Origin of the sequence: Streptosporangium sp. NBC_01469 (assembly GCF_036227305.1) — a bacterium.
Classification (GTDB): Bacteria; Actinomycetota; Actinomycetes; order Streptosporangiales; family Streptosporangiaceae; genus Streptosporangium.
Window position 1 is genome coordinate 9,441,404 of the sequence record NZ_CP109465.1, and the last position, 17,798, is coordinate 9,459,201.

Consider the following 17,798-nt stretch of genomic DNA (forward strand, 5'->3'; position numbering starts at 1 on the left):
GGTCATTTATCGGTCAAGCATGGGCAGGAACGGGGAATCTAACCAGAATGAGGAACCGTGCGACAAACTCTTCGTGATCTCGCTTCCCTGGCGGCCAGGCTGGGCGTGGGCGGAATCTTCTTCGCCAACGGCTGGCACAAGCTCGAAGCGGGCCTGAACGCCACCGCCGAGCAGTTCACGAGTCTGGGCGCCTCCGGGCCCTACGTGTGGGCCGCCACCACCATGCTGACGGAGCTCATCGGCGGCGCGCTGCTGGTGGCCGGTCTCGCCGTACCCGCGTGCGGACTGCTGCTGTTCGCCGAGGCCCTCGCCGTGTTCGTGCTGGCCAGCGGTGAGACGGGCCTGCCGCTCACCGGTGGCGACGCCAAGCTGATCGTGGCCCTCGGGGCCGCCTCCATCCTGCTCGCGGTCGGCGGCGCGGGCCGCCTGTCGGTCGACCACATGGTGGTGATCAAGCGCCGCGAGGCCGAGGCCGCCGAGGACTTCGCCGCCGAGGCCGAGGCCGACGACGTCATCGCCGCGCTGCGCGAGCCCGAGACCCACGCGGCGCCCGCCCCCGCCCGGCCCGCCGCGGGGAAGAAGCCCGGCGAGTCCGCCCCGGAGAGGCTCACCCCTGAAGGCCCCACCTCGGAGGGCGTCACCTCCGAGGGCGTCACCGACACCGCGGAGTTCCCCGCGGCCACCCGTCCGCGTACGCGCACCCGCAAGCCCCCGTCCGGTGCCGCGACGTCCGTACCCCCCGCGACCCCCACCACCGCGCCCACACCGGTCGGGACGCCCGTGCCCGGCAAGACCGCCGACACCCTCGTGGCCGGGAAGAAGGACAAGCCCTCCCCCGGAAGCTAATAACTTAAGGCGATATATCCTCTTTTGGGGTGAAAGGCTTTTACGGCGCTTAATTCAGTTCACAAGGGGGCGCCGTACCCGCACAATGAGCGGATGCGCCTCCCCGGCTGGTTCGCGGAGCGGGTCGAACCCGCCCCGCCAGAGACCGAGCTCCGCGTCTCCACCCTCGAACTCTTCTTCGACCTGGTCTTCGTCTTCACCGTCACCCAGCTCACCGGTCTCATGGTGGACGGCCTACAGGAAGGCAGGCCCGCCGAGAGCGCGCTGCGCGCGCTGCTGGTCTTCGGCGCCATCTGGTGGATGTACGCCGGTTACGCCTGGCTGACCAACGCCGTACCGCCGACGCGGCCCGCCCGCAGGGTGCTGATCCTGCTGGGCATGGCCGGATTCATGATCGTGGCGCTGTCGATCCCCTCGGTGTTCGACGGCGACGGCATGGCGTTCGCGATCGGATACCTGCTGCTGATCGTCGTGCACGCCGGGCTGTACCTGCAGTCCACCTCGGCCTTCGCCCGGGTGCTTCCGTTCAACCTCGGCGGGGTCGCACTCATCGCCATGGCCGCCCTGGTCCCGGCGCCGTACACCTACCTGCTCTGGGCCGGCGCGGTGGCCCTGCTCTGGGGCAGCCCGTACTTCGTCGGCCAGAAGGGCTTCAGCCTGAAGGCCGGGCACATCGTCGAGCGCCACGGCCTGCTGGTGATCGTGGCGCTCGGCGAGTCGATCGTGGCGATCGGCATCGGCGCCAAGGGACTCCACGTCGGCTTCGCCCTCGGGCTGGCGGCGGTGCTCGGCCTCGCGCTGGCCGCCTGCCTGTGGTGGCTCTACTTCGGCGGCGACGACGAGACGCGCGCCGAGCACGTCCTGGAGGCGGCCGAGCCGGTGCGACGCACCCGGCTGATCCTCGGCGCCTACTTCTACGCGCACATCCCGATGCTGCTGGGCATCGTCGCGGTCGCCGCGGGCGTCAAGAAGGCGATCGGCCACCCGATCGACCCGTTGAAGTTCAGCGCGGCCCTCACCCTGGCCGTGGGCGTCGCCCTGTTCGTGGCGGGCAACGCCTGGTTCCGCCGGGTCCTCGGCATGACGGGCAACGGACTGCGGGCCGCGGGCGCCCTCGTCGCACTCCTGACGGTCGCGCTCGGCCTCTGGTCGGCCCTCGCGCAGCTCACCGCGCTGACCGCGCTGGTGATCACGGTCATCGTCCTGGAACGGCGCCGGGCCGCCGTCGTCCCCGTGCCGTAGCGCACCCGCCCTCCCCGTACGTCTCCGTTTCCCGGGCAGCCGCTCCCGTGCGGCTCCCGCGCTTCTCCCGTACGGCGGTCCGGGAAACGGATCGCGGGCCACCGCTCACGGTGTCCGCGCGCCGGGGGAAGTGCCCTCACCGGCCCCGGCCGGAGGTGCGCCGAGGAGCACGGTGACGGAGTCGGTGACGAGTCTGCGGCGTTCGGCGACGGTGTTCTTCCTGGCCACGGAGTGGTACTCGGGGGTCTGTGCGGTCCACATCGCGGCCAGGGTGAGGACCAGGGTGAGCAGGTCCGTCGGCGTGAAGCGGTCGGGGACGCGCCCGGCCTCCTGGGCCTCGGCGATGGCCGCGATCTTGTCGAGGCTGGAGTCGACGATGGACTTGATGGGCTCGTACTGCTCGGCACGTTCGAGGCGATACCAGGCGGCCAGGCGCGACACCTCGGGCATCTCCTCGTAGCCGTCGAAGAGGCGTCCGGCGTATCCGGGCAGGTCGTCGGGGTCCATCGGGACCTCCCGCGTGGTCTGCACGACAAGAGCGTCGAAGACGGCGTCGAACAGGCCCTCCTTGCTCTTGAAGTAGTGATAGATCTGAGCCTTGTTGGCTCGCGCCGCCTTGGCGATGCGCTCAGTGCGCGCACCGGCGATACCGTGCGCGGCGAACTCCCGCGCGGCGGCCTTGATCAGTCGTTCCCGTGTCGCCTGCGCATCTCCTACCATGCCGCCACCCTATCGACTAACCGGGTAGTTGAACACCGGAAGTCGACGGCCTTTCATGGCGACTAACCAGGTAGTTGATAGATTTCCACTGCTCAAAGCATACGACTAACCAGATAGTTGACACTTCAGTCTGGCTGCTGCTTCACTCTAACTACCTGGTTAGTCGATAACATCGCCTCTCCACCCTCCGCACAACAACCTTCCAGGAGTACCGCCATGTCCAACAGCGCCACGTCCACGTGGACCGATCGCGACGTTCCCTCCCAGAACGGCAAGCTGGCCATGGTCACCGGCGCCAACTCCGGCATCGGCCGCCACACGGCGCTGGAACTCGCCCGCGCCGGTGCCACCGTCCTCCTGGCCGGTCGGAGCACCTCGGCCCTCGACGAGACCGCCACCGCCATCGGCGCGGAGGTCCCCGGTGCCCGCCTGGAGACCGTCGTCCTCGACCTCGCCGACCTGTCCTCGATCGGTGCCGCCGCCGGAAAGGTCCTCGCCCTCGACCGGCCCCTGGACCTGCTGGTCAACAACGCCGGTGTGATGGCCGTCCCCGAACGGCGTACCACCGCCGACGGTTTCGAGCTCACCTTCGGCACCAACCACCTGGGGCACTTCGCCCTGACCGGCCACCTGCTGCCCGCCCTGCTGCGCGCCGGGGCCGCCCGCGTGGTCACCGTCAGCGCCATCGCCTTCCGCTGGCGCATGGGCGAGCTCGTGGACCTCAACAGCGAGCGGCGCTACAGCGCCATGGGCTCCTACGCCAAGTCCAAGCGCGCCAACGTGGTCTTCACCCGGGAACTGTCGCGCCGGGCCCACGGCACGAACCTCGTCCCGGTGGTCGTCCATCCCGGCGCCAGCCAGACCAGCCTGCAGCAGCACACGCCGCGCTGGATGCGGGCGCTCAGCGCCCCGCTCAACCGCCTCATGTTCCAGCCCACCGACCGGGCGGCATGGCCCTCGCTGTACGCCGCCACGCACCCGGGCCTCGGGGGTGGCGAGTTCGTCGGCCCCACCGGCAGGCAGGGGATGCACGGCAGTCCGGGGGTCCTGTCCCTGTCGAAGAACGTCACCGACCCCGAGACCGGCCGCGCCCTGTGGGACGCCTCCGAGCGGCTCACCGGAGTCACCTACCGGTTCTGACGGCTCTCCCCTTACCGACAAAAAACCCCACCGACCAGCAGGAGACGACCATGAGCACACACGACAACATCGCCATCGTCCGCCGCTTCGTCGACCAGGTCGTCAACAAGGGCGACCTGAGCCTCATCGACGAGCTGTGGGCCGAGGACCTGGTCTGGCGGGGCGGCAGCCTCGGCGAGGTGCGCGGCATCGCCGCCTACCGGGACATGCTGGCCGCCGCGGCTGGCAACGCCTTCACCGGCATGCGCCTGGACATCGAGCAGATCATCGCCGACGGCGACACGGTCGTGCTGCTCTTCACCAACGGCGGCACCCACGAGGGCGAGTTCCTCGGCATCCCCGGCACCGGCAGAACCGCGCGATGGTCCGGCGTCGGCGTCTACCGCGTCAGTGACGGCAGGATCGCCGAGGCCACCTTCGTCGAGGACATCCTGGCCATGCTCGTCCAGCTCGGCGTCACCGAACTCCCCTCCACCGGCTGACCCACCGGCTCACGCCCGTCCCGGCTCGTCGACGCGCCGGCCGTTGTACTCCAGCCTGCGCAGCGTCTCGGTGAGCACCTTCGTGCTGATCCCGCGCACCAGACCTTGGGACGTGCCCAGGAAGAGGGCCGCTGCCCCGCGCCGACGTCGCCGCCACCGGAGCCGCCGCTAGGAGGCGGTGACGGTCCCGGCTCGCCAGTCGCGGTAGACGGTACGGAAGGGGGAGGTCGTCCGGCTCCCGTGGAGCAGGGCACGCCAGTCGAAGTCGAAGGTCGCGGGCCGGTCGTCGGCGTCCAGGCGCAGCCGCCACTGGATCGTGGACTGCCGTTCGAGCTGTTCGGGCGTCCATCCTCCGGTGATCTCGGAGAGCTTGTCGACGACCGCCGCGGGCGCCCTGGTGGTGACGAGCTGGCCGGAGTAGAGGCGTCCATTGCGAGTGATCCGCGTGGTCTGTATGGCCAGGTCGAGGATGATGTCGACGGAGGCCGTCACGATCACCATCTCCGCCATCGACAGCGCCTCGGGAGGGTCGGCCTGGCCGTCCTTCACCCTGCGGGCGTCGAGGTAGGTCTCCTGTCGCCCCTCCTCCCACAGGACGGCCACCTTCCTGGCCTTCCCGGACCTCATGCGGACCCTCATGTCGAAACCCGTTCCGTACTGGCTGGTCTCGGCGTCGACACCGCCGTAGCCCAGCCGCCCGGTGGCGGTGCCCAGGAATTCGCTGTCGGTGAGCTGACCTTCGAAGGTGAAATCGGCGACGGGCGCGGCGAGGACCGCGCTCTCGACGGCCGCGACGAGCTCGGCCGACCTGGCAGGCGGCGGACTGGGAGGCGAGGAGGGAGCGCGGGTGCTCGGCGCGGGAGCGGAGGCGGACGCGTTGACCGCGGCAGGGGAGGCCGGGGCGGGCGTGCCTACCGCGGAGGCCGAGGCGGGCGCGGGGGTGGACGTCCCGCCGCCGAGAGTGGCGGTCCCCTGCACGGTCGGGGTGGACAGGGGGCCCGGGGGCACGGCCGTGCTTCCGGGGCTCCCCGCCCCCCACCGCCAGAGCACCCCTCCCGTCACGGCCAGCGCCGTCGCGGCGACCCCGCCGGCCAGGAGCAGCCGCCTGCGCGTCACGGAACCGTCCTCAACGGTCGCGGCGAGCCGCCCCTGTCGGAGGGCGCCGGTGACGTCACCCGGTGACGCCCTCGGCACGGTCCTGAGCGTCGAGGACCTCACCGGGTGACCCCCTCGACACGGTCCTGAGCGTCGAGAACCTCACCGGGTGACGCCCTCTGCGCGGTCCTGGGCGTCGAGGACCTCGTCGCCGTGGTCGAAGGCCCACTCGCCGAAGGCCCCGATCAGCGGCACCAGCGTCCGCCCCAGGTCGGTGAGCCCGTACTCGACCCTGGGCGGCGCCTCGGCGTAGGCCCGCCGGGAGACGAGGCCGTTGTACTCCAGCCTGCGCAGGGTCTCGGTGAGCACCTTCGTGCTGATCCCGCCGATCTCCTCGCGCAGCTCGCCGGGGCGCCGGGGACCGGCGCGCAGGGCCCAGACGACGACGGCGTTCCAGGTGTTGCCGATCAGGTCGAAGGCGAGCCGGGCGCGGCAGTCGGCGAGGAACACGCCGGGTCCTCCAGTCTCTCCGAGACGTTACGCACCGAACGGTGCCTGATGAACTTTCTATCTTCGTCCTACACCAGCAGTCGAACAGGGGAGGACGGATGCGCATCGGCATCCTCGGGGCGGGCCGCATGGCGGACGCGCTCGGAACGCACTGGGCCCGCGCGGGCCACGAGCTGACGGTGAGCGGCCGGGACCCGGCGAAGGCCGCCACCCTGGCGGGCAGGCTCGGACCCGCCGCGCGGGCGGGCACCTGGGAGGAGGCGGCGGTCTTCGGCGAGGTGACACTGCTGGCCGTACGCGATTACGCCGTCACCGAGGTCCTGGAGGCCGCCGGAGCCACCCGGGGGACGCTGGACGGGCGAGTGCTCGCCGACTGCGTCAACCCGGTCGTCCAGGGACGGTTCACCCTGGCAACCGAGGGCGGACCCTCGATGGCGCGTCGCGTCGCGGAGGCCACCGGGGCCCGCGTCGTCAAGGCGTTCAACCTGTGCCACGAGGACGTCTGGCGGATGACGCCACCCGCCTTCGACGGCGTCCCGCTGGCGGTGCCCCTCTGCGGCGACGACCCCGCCGCGCTGGCCGCCGTACGCTCCCTCGTCACCGATCTCGGGTGCGAGCCGGTCGACGGCGGCGGCCTGGAACGCGCGGGCCTGCTGGAGGCGACCGCGGCGTTCATGATCGGCCTCTGGGTCGGCGGCGCGGACGCCCAGGCGGTGCTGCCACCCCTGAAGTACGCCTTCGGCGACCCCGGCTGACCGCGCGTTCGTGCGTGTGACGCTCACCGCGGTTCCGAGACCGGTTCCGCCACGGAGGTGAAACGGTCGGCGAACGCGGCCCGGTTGGCGGAGTCGGGCGAACGGTCCCAGACCGCGAACACCACCCGTTCGAACACCGCCGCGAACGCACCTCCCGTGGTGAGGTGGGTGTGGAACGCCTCGGCGACCTCACGGGGATCGTTGCGGAACACCCCGCATCCCCAGGCACCGAGGACCAGCCGGCGCGCTCCGTGATGGGCGGCCACGGTCAGGACTCGTTCCGCTCGCTGGTGGAGCACGTGCCGGATTCGGTCCCGTACGCCCGGGTCACGGCGTAGCGCCTCTCCGGCGTTGGGGGCGGGAGAAGTCAGGAACGAGACGGGGTACGGCTCGCTCAGCAGCCGGCCGTCATCGCCGCGATGCACGGGAACATCGGGAGACCAGATGACGCGGTGACTGTAGAGCAGGTCAGGGGAGGCGCGGTGGGCGGCGTAATAGTCGGGAGCCCGCAGGAGACAGGGATACAGCAGGGCGTTGCGGCAGAGGTCCTCTTCCTGCGCCTTGGCGCCGCCGAGGTAGCCGCCTCCGGGGTTACGAGCCGAGGCGAAGTTCAAGACGGCGATCCGCCCGGCCCCGGCGAGGTGCAGCCGTCGCGCGGCCTGGAGGCTCCCCTCGGCGGTCACCTGGAAAGATGTCCGGTACCCGGCCGAGGGGTGGGGCACATCGACACGCCCGTCCGCCGGATGGCTCACGGTGCCGGAGAGCGCCGCCTTCAGTGCCGGGCCCACGACAACGACGGTGTCATCGTCGGTCAGATACTCGCCCTCGGCGATGATCCGCGCGTTGACGGCCGCGATGCCGCGTAATCTTCTGCTCACGCGTCCGCATGGTAGGTCGTGACCGTCTCACCGGCCGAATGGTTTTCGCGGCCGCGTGGTCTACCTCACCGCTGCTTCGGGGCTCCTCGCGCGGACCCGAGTGGAGGGCCTTCAGAAATCGTATGTCCGGGTGACCGCGACGAGGTCGCCGTCCTCGCGTGTCGAGGCCACCAGATCCGGCGATCTCGGCACGTAGCCGGGCACCGTGGAGAGCCCGTACGTCTCGGCGATCGCGGTGACCCGGATCCGGTCCGCGCGCGGAACGCGCAGGGTGATCTCGGCTCCCCCGGGCGGCAGGTCACGGAATCGGACCTCGCCGGGCCAGGTGCCCGCGCGGACGCCGGTGACGGTGACGGTCACCGGCCTGTTTCCCGCGACGGCCGCCGCCGCCCCGGTGATCGGGTGATCCACCCGCAGGATCACCCCGCGCACGGCACGTCCGGCGGTCACGCGCAGCGTGACGGTGTTCCCGCCGTTCCCGCCGTTCCCGCCGTTCCCGCCGTTCCCGCCGTTCTCGCCGTTCTCGCTTCGTGAGAGCACCGTCACCCGCGGCCCTCCGGCCGCGATCACCGGAGCGGGGCCGGTCCACAGCTCGCCGCGCGCGTAGCCCGCGGGCAGTTCCCCCACATCACGGCCGGACACGTACCTCCTGGTCCATCCGGCCGGACCGGCGTCGGCGCTGACCCACCGGGCCACCCGGGTGTCGGCGTTCAGCACGTACGCCAGATGCGTGCGCCGGGGGTGCCCCTCGTCAAACCTGTCCACCGCGAGCCCGAGACCGACCAGCGCCGTCGTGAGCACGACCGCGATCGAGGGCACCGCGACGGCCGCGTGGCGGCTCAGGCCACGGCGGAGAGCGGGGAACGGGAGCTCCACGAGCGGCAGCACCGTGAGACCGAAGACGGCGAACACCAGGGCTCCCGCGCCACCGAGCGCGAGTCCCATCCCGTCCAGCGCGTTCCTGGCCAGAGCCGGGAGCAGCAGCGCGGACGCGACCGCCCCGAAGGTCACCGCGGCGACCCTCCACGCCGGGAACCGCGGAAGCAGCAGCGCGGCGAGCCCGCCGAGCGCGCAGCACAGCGCCGGAAGGGTGAAGACGAAGGACGCTCCCGGCGCGGCCCACGCGCAGAGCGCACCCAGCGCGGCCGGCCACGCCAGTGCCCCGACGGCGAGTGCCGCAGGCCCGATCCGGCGGCGCAGGGGGAGGTACCAGCTCAGCAGGGCCAGCCCCGCCATGGCGGCGACGGCGGCCTGGTACGCCAGTGGACGGTGCAGCAGCCCGCCCATCGTGTCGTAGGCGGGCCGCCAGGCCACCAGCAGCTCCCACATCCCCTGCGCGAGGACCACCGACAGAACCAGCGGGAGCGTCGCGGACGCCGCACCGACGAACACCCGCGGAACGGAGACCAGCCCCCGCCGCCGCGCGAGCAGCGTCAGGCCCGCCAGGGACAGTACGGCGAGCGCCGCCAGGGGGCGGACCAGGTGGCCGGGATACGTGACCATGGTTCCCAGGAACCGGAAGTAGGTGACGTCCCCGTCGGAGACCAGGGTGGGCAGGGCGGCGTCGCCTAGGGCGCGGGTGAGCGCCAGCATGTTCGAGCCGTGGTGTTGCAGGCTGCCCCGGTCGAGGTTGGCGATCGAGTCGTCGGCGGTGTGGTAGCGCGAGGAACGCTCGATGTAGGCGAAGTTCATCCCGGTGAAACCCGCTCCGACCAGCGGGGTGAAGTCGGTGTTGTTCGGAAGCATCCGGTACAGCTCGACCATCGAGGAGTCACCGCGCGGATGCGGGACGGCCTCGGCGAACGTCTCGACCAGCCGCGCGTTGTTCCTGGACGTCTCGAACATCAGGGACGGCCCGCCGACACCGCGCGCCTCCCAGTTGAGCAGCACCCCACCCCTACGCGCCAGCGGATGCTCCCTGACGAAGGCCTCGGCCCCCAGGACCCCGTCCTCCTCGCCGTCGGTCATCAGGAACACCAGATCGTTGCGGAGGTCTCCCTGAACCCGCAACGCGCGCACGGTCTCCAGCATCGCGGCCACGGCCGCGCCGTCGTCCGACGCGCCGGGTCCCATAGCCGCGGAGTCGTAGTGGGCGGCGACCATGACCGTGCCCGTCGGGTCCCTGCCGGGCAGGGTCGCCACGATGTTGTCCACCCGTCCGAACGTCGCGAGCCCCGCGGCCGAGCGGGCCCCGACCGCCCGGTGTACCTCGACCTTCAGCCCCGCCGCGCGCAGTCGCCCGACCAGGTAGTCCCTGGCCCTGTCCGATGCCGGGCTGCCGAGCGGACGCGGCTCGGCGGCGAACCGCCCAAGGTGTTCCAACGCCCGCCCGGCGCTGAACTCCCGGTCCGGCGCCGACACCGGAAGGGGCTGCATGGTGCTCTCCCCCATCGCGGTCAACATGATCATCCCCGCCAGCACCAGCAGGCCCGCGGCCCCCGCGACGACCCGGCGGGGGACGTCGATCAACTTTTCCATCATGCCGGGAAACGCTAGGTTCGCCCGCCTGGCCGCCGGAATGATGCGCGTACCCGCATCGGGCTGCGGTTTTCCACATGGCGGCCACCAAGGCGCGGTGGCGCGGGTCCCTCCAGATCCCGCGCCACCGCACCCGTCCCTACCGGGCCCTACCGGACAGCAGCGCCGCCCAGATCGCCCGAGCCTCGCCGACCGGCCACGTGGAGGTCTCGTGGACCTCGTTGTCCCCACCCTCGAACTGGACGGTCCGCCGCAGGAACGCCCGTCCCGCGCCCTCGCACAGCTCGTAGACCGTGGCCCGGCAGAAACAGGTCCAGGCCACCGGACGCGCCCGCCCCAGCGCCGGGTACGGCCTTCGCCACCCCAGCCGGACATGCTCCCGCTGAACCATCACCACATGCGGGCTCAGGCACGCGTCCGGCACGATCACGACATGCTCTCGGCGATCAGCTCCGACAGCGGATGCGTCTCCCTCAGCTCCCGGTAGCGGAACGTGACGCGCCGAGCGGCGCGGTCAGGCTCGGTCACCGAATGCCAGGCATAGACGAACCGCCCCCGCCGAGCGTCCCAACCGGTACGCCACCAGAACCGCGCCCCGTCACACCACACCACCAACCCCACCCAGACCGACACCAGCGCCAGCCCGTACCCGTCGTGCACGTCGGAGGCGATGCCGTGTGTCTCCAGAGCCTCCTGGAGCTCCTTCGCGGCGATTACCTCCGCCGAGGGCTTCACCGCGAAAGGCGCCCACCTGCCTGCGAGATTGCCCTCACTACCCGGCTGAGGACGCACGGCATCCGGTCTATCCAGCCGTGGTTGATCAGATTTCGCGACTTGCCCGCGTATCACCGGCATGGGCTGGCCTTCCTGACAGCGAGGTGAGCTGATGTCGTCAGCACGTCAGGAGAGACCGTAAGGAGGGCGCGTCCGTGAGACCCGTACCATCGTGAAGCTAAAGAACCCGTACTGAAATGCGGGTCAGGTGATGCCCGCCCGTGCGGCCAGCCCCCGAAGCTGCGGAGTGCTCGGCCGGTGCTCGCGCTTGAGGAGCTGGGTCAGCAGTTCACGGGGACGACCGCCATAACGGACGAGCTCGGGTGAGAGCCGTTCCGCCTCAAGGAGCATGTTCACCGAGGCCGCGTCCTTGCGCTGTACGGCATAGGCCCGCGCGAGGTCGAGATGCACCTGGGCGCGCCGCCCCACGAGCCCGGCGGCCAGGTCGGCGGTGTTCAGAGTCTCACCCTTGCGTACGGCCTGACGAGCATCGCCGAACTCCACCGCCGCGGAAACCTCGTGAATGGTGACGTTGGTCAGCCCGAACGCGGTCCAGAAATCATTGCGATCCTCCCCGATGCGCTCAGCCATTCGCCTCGCCTCCGCGAGGAACGTCCGCACGGCCACCTGGTCGTACTGGGCGGCGGCCGCGGTGACCGCGACCAGGTTGAGAGCGCCGAGAACGGACAGTGATCGAGGGTCGGGACGCCGAAAGGCACGTCGCAGGGCATCGGCAGCACGCAGCACCACCTGAAGGGCCCTGTCATGTTCGCGGAGCCGTACGAAGACGTAGCCGAGCCGATAGGCGCTCACCGCGACGAGCAGCGCTTGTTCGGCCTCTTCCGCGGCGGCCAGTGAGCGGTCGGCGGCCATCCACGCGAGCTCGGCCTCTCCGACGCGGCGCAGCGTGGTGGTGGCGCAGTGATAGGTCAGCGAGCGGAGGGTCTGGTAGGCCCCACGTCGTTTCGCCGGGGCGTGTCGGCTGCCGAGCTCGGTCGCCACGATCAGGCCGGGCAGCCGTCTGCCGACCTCGTCGTAGCTTGTCGCCTGGTAGAGCCGGTTCACCACCCGGATCTCATGGCGCAGCCAGGTGAGGCTTTCCGGTGTCCCCTCGGCGTGGCGGGGGTCGATCAGCGACGACAGGCCGTCGTAGCCCATCATGGCCTGACGGATACCGGAGGTCGCCTGGTACTGCGTCATCGTGTCTGTCTTCGTCGTGGTGAGTTCATCGGCTGTCAGACCCAGGGTCTCAGCCAGAGCGCTGATCACGCTATGGCTGTCCATGGAGCGCGTGCCACGCTCGACCTGGCTGAGCCAGCTCTCGGAACGGCCGATCAGCCCGGCGAGGACGGACTGGGACAGTCCGCGACGGCGCCGCGTCCGAGCGATCCGCTGACCGATCTCCTTGCGGGCATCCACACCATCACCCCTGTAAGTCTCGCCCTTCGACAACGCTGTGTAGCTCTTCCATGACGCGTTCCCAGGATGGCATGCGCGCATCTGACGGCGCGGCGGGATCGAACAGGACCCGCACCCCCATTTCCCGGAGCGCGTCGAGGCTGCGGCCGAAGGCGAGATGGCGAGCGAGAGCCTCCTTGAGCAGCGGAACAGCCAGGATCGGAACATCGAAGCCCATCACCTCGCACAGCAGCCCGACCGCGAAGGTGTCGGCTATCCCGTTCGCCCATTTGTTGATGGTGTTGAACGTCGCCGGAGCCACGATCACCGCATCGGCCGGAGGCAGGCCCTTCGGCTCGCCCGGCATGCGGTAGGCGCTGCGAACCAGGTCGCCGGTCAGCCGTTCCAGCTCCGGGGCGTCGACGAAACGTGCGCCCATCGGCGTGGTGACCACGTGCACCCGCCACCCGGTCCCCTGAGCGAGCCTCACCAGGCGCTGAAGGTCGGCAGCCGCAGGCGCGGCACACGCGACCACGTACAAAACCCCGCGTATTCCGTTGAGGCCCTCCATACGACGTGATCCTAATCAGCCTCGGCGCACCACAGTCGGTTACGCTCACGGGAACCACTTCCCGCGCGTAACCAGAATCCGCGATACAGACCCCGGAAACGCACTCGACAGGTTCTGTACGGACTTACGGGCAGGAGAGGGCAACAATTTCTGGACGCTCATCGAGCCCCAAGACCGACAGGCGGCACTTGTCGCGATCGGCCGGGGTGGGAATCGCACTGCATGATGCCCGCCCTTTTCTCCTTCGTAAAGCACGAACCGAACGGGGCGGGGGCACGCCGTGCCCCCGCCCCGGTTCGCGGATCCGCTAGCAGTGCCCCGTTATGCTGGAGCTCTTAACGTCCTTTACTTCAATGGGATATCCGGCGCGGGTGTCGTATAGATACGCGTGCGCGTGGTATTTCTTGTTGGTCTGGACGTCGGAGCAGGGCTCGCTGGTGGAGAGCCAGTCGTATCCCTTGCGATTCCTTCCCGCGTATGCCTCGGCCACGTTGGAGTTGCCCTGCCACCCGTCCTCGCGGCGAATGATGATCTGCACCGCGTAGCGTTCGGTATTCGCACAGTTCACATCCGCGCGGGCATACATGGACCCCGGGTCCGGGCTGAGGCGGACGCTGAGACTGCAGTCGTGCGGCCTGGCCGATGCTGGTGACGCGGGCACCAGCACACCGGCGACGGCCACCGCCGTGGCGACCGACAGCCCGGCCGCCCTGAAAAATTTCCGCCCTCTACCCATTTTCTCTCCTGTTCCAAGCGTCATGGTCACGGGGTCCGCACGGAGCACCCGTCGGTGAATCGCTTCAATGGTTTTCTCTCCCGCATGACCACAGCGCCTCCGGCGGACAGCCCGGGTCGTCCCGCTTTCTGTTCGCGTGAATTGTTCCCGTGCACGGAGGATCTGCGTTCCCTGCTGGGACAAGACTGGCAGAAGAAAAGAGACGCGCCTTGTTCGTGAGCGCCAACCAGTTGCCTTTAAGCGCCTACCCGTCAGGGCGGCCTCGGCGCTCTTTGAACGAGTCCGCCGTCCTCACCCCGTACCAGATCCGGATGTTCTTACACCGCGCCCGCGGACGCGACCGGCCGCCCCCGTACGGGCGAGTGGCGGGTCAGAAAAAAAAGATCACCAGAACGGTGAGGCCGAGGCTCAGTGCCACGAACCGGAGCGTTCTGGGGTGCCGGGCGGCCTCTCTCCGTGAGGAGATCACCAGTACGGCGCCCAGGCCCAGGGCAGTCAGCAGGTGCAGGCCGTACCACCAGATACCGGGCAGTCTTCCCAGGACGGTCCCGGACAGCAGGTCGTCGACGGCCGCGTAGCCGGAGAGCACGGCGAGCAGGCCCAAGCCCAGGCCCAGCACCGCGAACGCGTACCGGAACCTGCCGAGCAGGGCCCAGACGACGGTTCCCGTGACGAGCAGGATCGAGAAGGTGTGGTGCAGTTGCCGCATGAGCAGGCCGCCGCGCACCTCGAAGCTGATCTCCAGCGCCGACCTGTAGGCGGCACTCATGGGAACACCCTGCAGTGGCGTGTAGCTGCCGTCGTAATACACGATCTGGCTGCCGGGCGTGAAGAAGAACGCCAGGAAGCCGCCGGTGAGCAGGACGATCACGAAGCAGTAGATCAGCATCTCGCCCACCAGCTGCCTCACTCGCTCCATTCGGCATATTCCACCACAAAGAGCAGCTCAAGATCGCGGCAATCGCTTACCGGACTGCGGTGAGCGGCGGCCTGCCGTGCGGGCCGTGAACGGATCAGAGTTCGAAGCGGGCCACCCGGCGGAGTTTGTTCGTGGCGTCCAGGGCGGCGACCTTGTAGGACTCGGCCAGGGTGGGGTAGTTGAAGACGGCGTCGACCAGATAGTCGACGGTGCCGCCGCAGCCCATGACGGCCTGGCCGATGTGCAGGAGTTCGGTGGCGCCGGTGCCGAAGACGTGCACCCCCAGCAGGGCGCGGGTCTCCGGGGAGACCAGGAGTTTCAGCATGCCGTAGGTGTCGCCGATGATCTGGCCCCGGGCCAGCTCGCGGTAGCGGGAGATGCCGACCTCGAAGGGGACCTGGGAGGCGGTCAGCTCGTCCTCGGTGGGACCGATGAAGCTGATCTCGGGGATGGTGTAGATGCCGATCGGCTGCAGGTGGTGGATGCCGCGCAGCGGCTCGCCGCAGGCGTGGTGGGCGGCGATGCGGCCCTGCTCCATGGAGGTGGCGGCCAGGGAGGGGAAACCGATGACGTCGCCGACGGCGTAGATGTGCGGCACGGTGGTGCGGTAGTGCTCGTCGACCTGGATGCGGCCCCGGGCGTCGGCGGCCAGCTCCGCGGCCTCCAGGGCGAGCTCGTCGGTCATGCCGTGGCGTCCGGCCGAGTACATCACCGTCTCGGCGGGAATCCGCTTGCCGCTCTCCAGCACGGTCAGCGCGCCCCGGGAGCGGCGCTCCACCGCGGCGACGGTCTCGCCGAAGCGGAAGGTCACCGCCAGGTCGCGCAGGTGGTACTTGAGCGCCTCGACGATCTCCAGGTCACAGAAGTCGAGCATCCGGTCGCGGCGCTCGACCACGGTCACCTTGGTCCCCAGGGCGGCGAACATGGAGGCGTACTCGATGCCGATCACCCCTGCTCCGACGACCACCATCGAGTCGGGGATGTCCTGAAGCTGCAGGATGCCGTCCGAGTCGATGATGGTGTGGTCGTCGAACTCCACGGTGTCGGGGCGGGCGGGCCGGGTGCCCGTCGCGATGACGATCTTGTCGGCGGTGACCTTGGTCTCGTGGCCGTGCTCGTCGACGACGCCGATCGTGTGCGGGTCCACGAAGTGTCCCAGGCCGTTGAGCGTCGTCACGTGGTTGCGCGACAGCTGGCTGCGGATCACGTCGATCTCGCGGCCGATCACGTGCTGGGTGCGGATCCCCAGGTCGGCCGCGGTGATCTCGTCCTTCACCCGGTAGCTCTGGCCGTACATGCCGCGCTGGTTGAGGCCGGTCAGGTGCAGGACGGCCTCGCGCAACGTCTTGGAGGGGATGGTGCCGGTGTTGATGCACACCCCGCCGAGCATGTTGCGCCGCTCGACGAGCGCGACACGCCGTTCAAGTTTCGCCGCGGCGATCGCGGCCTTCTGCCCACCCGGCCCGGAACCAAGAACAAGGACATCGAAATCCCACATAGGGCTCAGTGTGAGGGTAGGAGGCGGTCTCAGCCAGACTCACGCGATACCTGATCGTGGCAGTCTCGTTAACACCGCCTCACACCGTTCACGCGGATTCGATGCGCGCGGCGTCCACGGGGCGACACGCGCCGTCACCGGGCCGCCGCGCGGCGGCCCGAACCGTGAGGCTCCGCCGCCTCACACCTTCATCTCGACCCGGTCCACCAGCGCGTCCATGCCCTCCTTCCGCGCGCAGTGGGCGCAGCAGAACCAGTGGCGCCCGGCCTCGACGCCGTGCCCGACGATGCGGACCCCGCAGTGCTCGCAGACCGGCGCCATCCGCTGGATCGCGCACTCGAAGCTGTCGAAGACGTGCACCTTGCCCTGGGCGTGCACCTCGAAGCTCATGTCATAGTCGTTACCGCACGTTTCACAGTTCGCCATGTTTCCCCCCGAAAACTCGTGGCATTTCCGGTAAACGTCCTACCCAGGTATCCGCAGGTCAGACAACCCGTATCAGCGCGATCACCCCGGCCAGCAGCGCGAGCACCGCCGACACGACGAGCAGCGGGGAAAGCAGCCGGGCGAACATCCCGCGCGCCACGAGGCGGGCGCGGTCGGCCTCGATCCACTCCCCCAGGCGGGGCCAGGCGTACGGAAGCGCCTGGTGGACCAGGGTCGCCTCGTCCCCCCGGTGCGCGACCAGCCCCGCGAAGCCGCGCAGGACGCGCTCGGACCCGGCGGGCACCCTGGCCTCGCGGGCGACCGGCTGCCCGTCAGGGGCGATGGCGACGAGCCTCAGGAACACCCCGGGCGCGCGCTCCCTGTCCGCCGGGCCGAGCGCGGCGTACGCGGACTCGGCCAGCGCTCCCAGCCCGGGGTCGTCGCAGGCCGTACGGATCCCGGCCGCCACCTCGGCTCCCGACCGCAGCAGCGAGGCCACCTGCGGCCCCGCCGTCGTCACCCCCCTCGGTCCCGGGGCACCCCCGGCGAGCAGGGCGATCAGCAGGTCGCGGGCGGCGGGCCTGGCCCGGGGGTCCCTGGCGAGCGCGACGGAGGCCAGGGGCCGCAGGAGAGGGGGCAGCGGGTCCAGGTCGGGGTCGAGCGAGAAGATCCGGTGCATCGTCCCGCCCAGGCTGCCCGCCGCGAACGGGTCCTCGCCGGTCGCGGCGTACAGCACGATCCCGCCCCAGGCGAACACGTCGGCGGCCGGACCCGCCGCGCCGCCGGTGAACACCTCGGGCGCCGTGTACGACGGCACGCGCGTCCTGAGCCCGGTGGCGGTCAGCGACGTTCCCCGCCCGGGGGCCATCCCGAACCCGGTGACCCTGGGGCCGTCCCGGCCGAGGATCACGTCGCCGGGCGTGAGGCCGCGGTGCACGACCCCGGCGTCGTGCAGGGCCGTCAGCGCGGTGGCGACCGCGGTCGCGAGGCCGTGCAGGTCGTCGCCGGCGAAGATCCGCCCGGCCCGGCGCAGGCTGGGACCCTCCACGTACTCGCTGACGACGTACGGCCTGGGCCCGTCGAGATCGGCGTCCAGCACGTTCGCCGTGCAGGGCGAGACGACGCGGCGGGCGGCGGCGGCCTCGGCGGACGCGTCACGCCCCGAAGGGTCGTGCAGGACCCTCACCGCGACCCGCCCCCCGGCCGGGTCGTACCCCTCGTAGACCACACCCAGGGCGCCCGTCCCCAGCCGTCCGGCGAGGCGGTAGCCGCCCAGCCGCCACGGGTCGCCCACGATCAACTCCTGCGCCACTCTCATGCGGTGTTTGAT

The 17,798-nt window shown here is 70.3% G+C and carries 19 protein-coding genes; 5 read left to right on the forward strand and 14 right to left on the reverse strand.

Annotated features, from left to right (window positions below; all coding sequences use genetic code 11):
* Positions 1-57: 57 nt before the first annotated feature.
* Positions 58-846, forward strand: coding sequence for a DoxX family protein (locus OG587_RS41135; RefSeq protein ID WP_329084256.1), 789 nt, complete (start codon positions 58-60; stop codon positions 844-846).
* A gap of 93 nt (positions 847-939) precedes the next feature.
* Positions 940-2,088, forward strand: a complete 1,149-nt coding sequence (locus OG587_RS41140) for a low temperature requirement protein A (RefSeq protein WP_329084257.1) — start codon at positions 940-942, stop codon at positions 2,086-2,088.
* A 105-nt stretch (positions 2,089-2,193) separates the two neighbouring features.
* Here OG587_RS41140 and OG587_RS41145 read toward each other — a convergent pair whose 3' ends face one another.
* Positions 2,194-2,808 carry a TetR family transcriptional regulator gene (locus OG587_RS41145; protein ID WP_329084258.1) on the reverse strand — a complete coding sequence of 205 codons (615 nt, stop codon included), beginning with the start codon at positions 2,806-2,808 and terminating at the stop codon, positions 2,194-2,196.
* A gap of 216 nt (positions 2,809-3,024) precedes the next feature.
* Here OG587_RS41145 and OG587_RS41150 point away from each other — a divergent pair, with 216 nt between their 5' ends.
* Together OG587_RS41150 and OG587_RS41155 are read left to right on the forward strand one after the other, a co-directional pair.
* Positions 3,025-3,948: an oxidoreductase gene (locus tag OG587_RS41150; protein ID WP_329084259.1), complete on the forward strand. Its 924-nt coding sequence runs from the start codon at positions 3,025-3,027 to the stop codon at positions 3,946-3,948.
* A 50-nt stretch (positions 3,949-3,998) separates the two neighbouring features.
* Positions 3,999-4,430 carry an ester cyclase gene (locus OG587_RS41155; RefSeq protein WP_329084260.1) on the forward strand — a complete coding sequence of 144 codons (432 nt, stop codon included), beginning with the start codon at positions 3,999-4,001 and terminating at the stop codon, positions 4,428-4,430.
* 168 nt (positions 4,431-4,598) lie between these two features.
* On the opposite strand, the gene OG587_RS41160 is transcribed toward OG587_RS41155, so the two are convergent.
* The gene (locus OG587_RS41160; protein WP_329084261.1) at positions 4,599-5,624 is read right to left on the reverse strand and encodes a hypothetical protein; all 1,026 of its coding nucleotides are present in this window, start codon (positions 5,622-5,624) and stop codon (positions 4,599-4,601) included.
* A 63-nt stretch (positions 5,625-5,687) separates the two neighbouring features.
* On the reverse strand, positions 5,688-6,035 hold the full coding sequence (locus OG587_RS41165; protein WP_329084262.1) for a winged helix-turn-helix transcriptional regulator: 348 nt from the start codon (positions 6,033-6,035) through the stop codon (positions 5,688-5,690).
* Between the two features lie 98 nt (positions 6,036-6,133).
* Between OG587_RS41165 and OG587_RS41170 the strand changes: the two genes are divergently transcribed.
* A complete protein-coding gene (locus OG587_RS41170; RefSeq protein ID WP_443075339.1) occupies positions 6,134-6,790 on the forward strand; it encodes an NADPH-dependent F420 reductase in 657 nt (218 codons plus the stop codon).
* Between the two features lie 23 nt (positions 6,791-6,813).
* Here the strand turns inward: OG587_RS41170 and OG587_RS41175 are convergent, their stop codons facing one another.
* The 11 genes from OG587_RS41175 to OG587_RS41225 all read right to left on the reverse strand — a co-directional run bounded on the left by OG587_RS41175 (position 6,814) and on the right by OG587_RS41225 (position 17,786).
* Entirely contained in the window at positions 6,814-7,668 is an 855-nt protein-coding gene (locus tag OG587_RS41175; RefSeq protein WP_329084264.1) for a TIGR02452 family protein, read from the reverse strand.
* 111 nt (positions 7,669-7,779) lie between these two features.
* Positions 7,780-10,149: a M20/M25/M40 family metallo-hydrolase gene (locus OG587_RS41180; RefSeq protein ID WP_329084265.1), complete on the reverse strand. Its 2,370-nt coding sequence runs from the start codon at positions 10,147-10,149 to the stop codon at positions 7,780-7,782.
* Positions 10,150-10,285: 136 nt separating this feature from the next.
* The gene (locus OG587_RS41185) at positions 10,286-10,576 is read right to left on the reverse strand and encodes a hypothetical protein (RefSeq protein ID WP_329084266.1); all 291 of its coding nucleotides are present in this window, start codon (positions 10,574-10,576) and stop codon (positions 10,286-10,288) included.
* Entirely contained in the window at positions 10,573-10,881 is a 309-nt protein-coding gene (locus tag OG587_RS41190) for a hypothetical protein (RefSeq protein ID WP_329084267.1), read from the reverse strand. Before OG587_RS41190 ends, OG587_RS41185 begins: the two co-directional genes overlap by 4 nt.
* Positions 10,882-11,124: 243 nt before the next feature.
* On the reverse strand, positions 11,125-12,339 hold the full coding sequence (locus OG587_RS41195; protein ID WP_329084268.1) for a helix-turn-helix domain-containing protein: 1,215 nt from the start codon (positions 12,337-12,339) through the stop codon (positions 11,125-11,127).
* Positions 12,340-12,343: 4 nt separating this feature from the next.
* A complete protein-coding gene (locus tag OG587_RS41200) occupies positions 12,344-12,889 on the reverse strand; it encodes a flavoprotein (RefSeq protein ID WP_329084269.1) in 546 nt (181 codons plus the stop codon).
* Between the two features lie 307 nt (positions 12,890-13,196).
* Positions 13,197-13,625, reverse strand: coding sequence for a hypothetical protein (locus OG587_RS41205; protein WP_329084270.1), 429 nt, complete (start codon positions 13,623-13,625; stop codon positions 13,197-13,199).
* 370 nt (positions 13,626-13,995) lie between these two features.
* A complete protein-coding gene (locus OG587_RS41210) occupies positions 13,996-14,544 on the reverse strand; it encodes a hypothetical protein (protein ID WP_329084271.1) in 549 nt (182 codons plus the stop codon).
* 94 nt (positions 14,545-14,638) lie between these two features.
* Positions 14,639-16,042 carry a Si-specific NAD(P)(+) transhydrogenase gene (sthA, locus tag OG587_RS41215; protein WP_329084272.1) on the reverse strand — a complete coding sequence of 468 codons (1,404 nt, stop codon included), beginning with the start codon at positions 16,040-16,042 and terminating at the stop codon, positions 14,639-14,641.
* A 180-nt stretch (positions 16,043-16,222) separates the two neighbouring features.
* Positions 16,223-16,468 (reverse strand): hypothetical protein, encoded by a 246-nt coding sequence (locus OG587_RS41220; RefSeq protein ID WP_329084273.1) that lies wholly within the window; start codon positions 16,466-16,468, stop codon positions 16,223-16,225.
* A 58-nt stretch (positions 16,469-16,526) separates the two neighbouring features.
* On the reverse strand, positions 16,527-17,786 hold the full coding sequence (locus OG587_RS41225) for a protein kinase domain-containing protein (protein ID WP_329084274.1): 1,260 nt from the start codon (positions 17,784-17,786) through the stop codon (positions 16,527-16,529).
* Positions 17,787-17,798 lie beyond the last annotated feature (12 nt).

What these genes read in the sequence shown, in the direction of transcription:
- OG587_RS41150 (WP_329084259.1), top strand. Translation starts at nt 3,025, where the DNA reads ATGTCCAACAGCGCCACGTCCACGTGGACCGATCGCGACGTTCCCTCC.
- OG587_RS41140 (WP_329084257.1), top strand. Translation starts at nt 940, where the DNA reads ATGCGCCTCCCCGGCTGGTTCGCGGAGCGGGTCGAACCCGCCCCGCCA.
- OG587_RS41205 (WP_329084270.1), bottom strand. Translation starts at nt 13,625, where the DNA reads ATGGGTAGAGGGCGGAAATTTTTCAGGGCGGCCGGGCTGTCGGTCGCC.
- sthA (WP_329084272.1), bottom strand. Translation starts at nt 16,042, where the DNA reads ATGTGGGATTTCGATGTCCTTGTTCTTGGTTCCGGGCCGGGTGGGCAG.
- OG587_RS41155 (WP_329084260.1), top strand. Translation starts at nt 3,999, where the DNA reads ATGAGCACACACGACAACATCGCCATCGTCCGCCGCTTCGTCGACCAG.
- OG587_RS41210 (WP_329084271.1), bottom strand. Translation starts at nt 14,544, where the DNA reads ATGGAGCGAGTGAGGCAGCTGGTGGGCGAGATGCTGATCTACTGCTTC.
- OG587_RS41170 (WP_443075339.1), top strand. Translation starts at nt 6,134, where the DNA reads ATGCGCATCGGCATCCTCGGGGCGGGCCGCATGGCGGACGCGCTCGGA.
- OG587_RS41180 (WP_329084265.1), bottom strand. Translation starts at nt 10,149, where the DNA reads ATGATGGAAAAGTTGATCGACGTCCCCCGCCGGGTCGTCGCGGGGGCC.
- OG587_RS41220 (WP_329084273.1), bottom strand. Translation starts at nt 16,468, where the DNA reads ATGGCGAACTGTGAAACGTGCGGTAACGACTATGACATGAGCTTCGAG.
- OG587_RS41225 (WP_329084274.1), bottom strand. Translation starts at nt 17,786, where the DNA reads ATGAGAGTGGCGCAGGAGTTGATCGTGGGCGACCCGTGGCGGCTGGGC.
- OG587_RS41200 (WP_329084269.1), bottom strand. Translation starts at nt 12,889, where the DNA reads ATGGAGGGCCTCAACGGAATACGCGGGGTTTTGTACGTGGTCGCGTGT.
- OG587_RS41145 (WP_329084258.1), bottom strand. Translation starts at nt 2,808, where the DNA reads ATGGTAGGAGATGCGCAGGCGACACGGGAACGACTGATCAAGGCCGCC.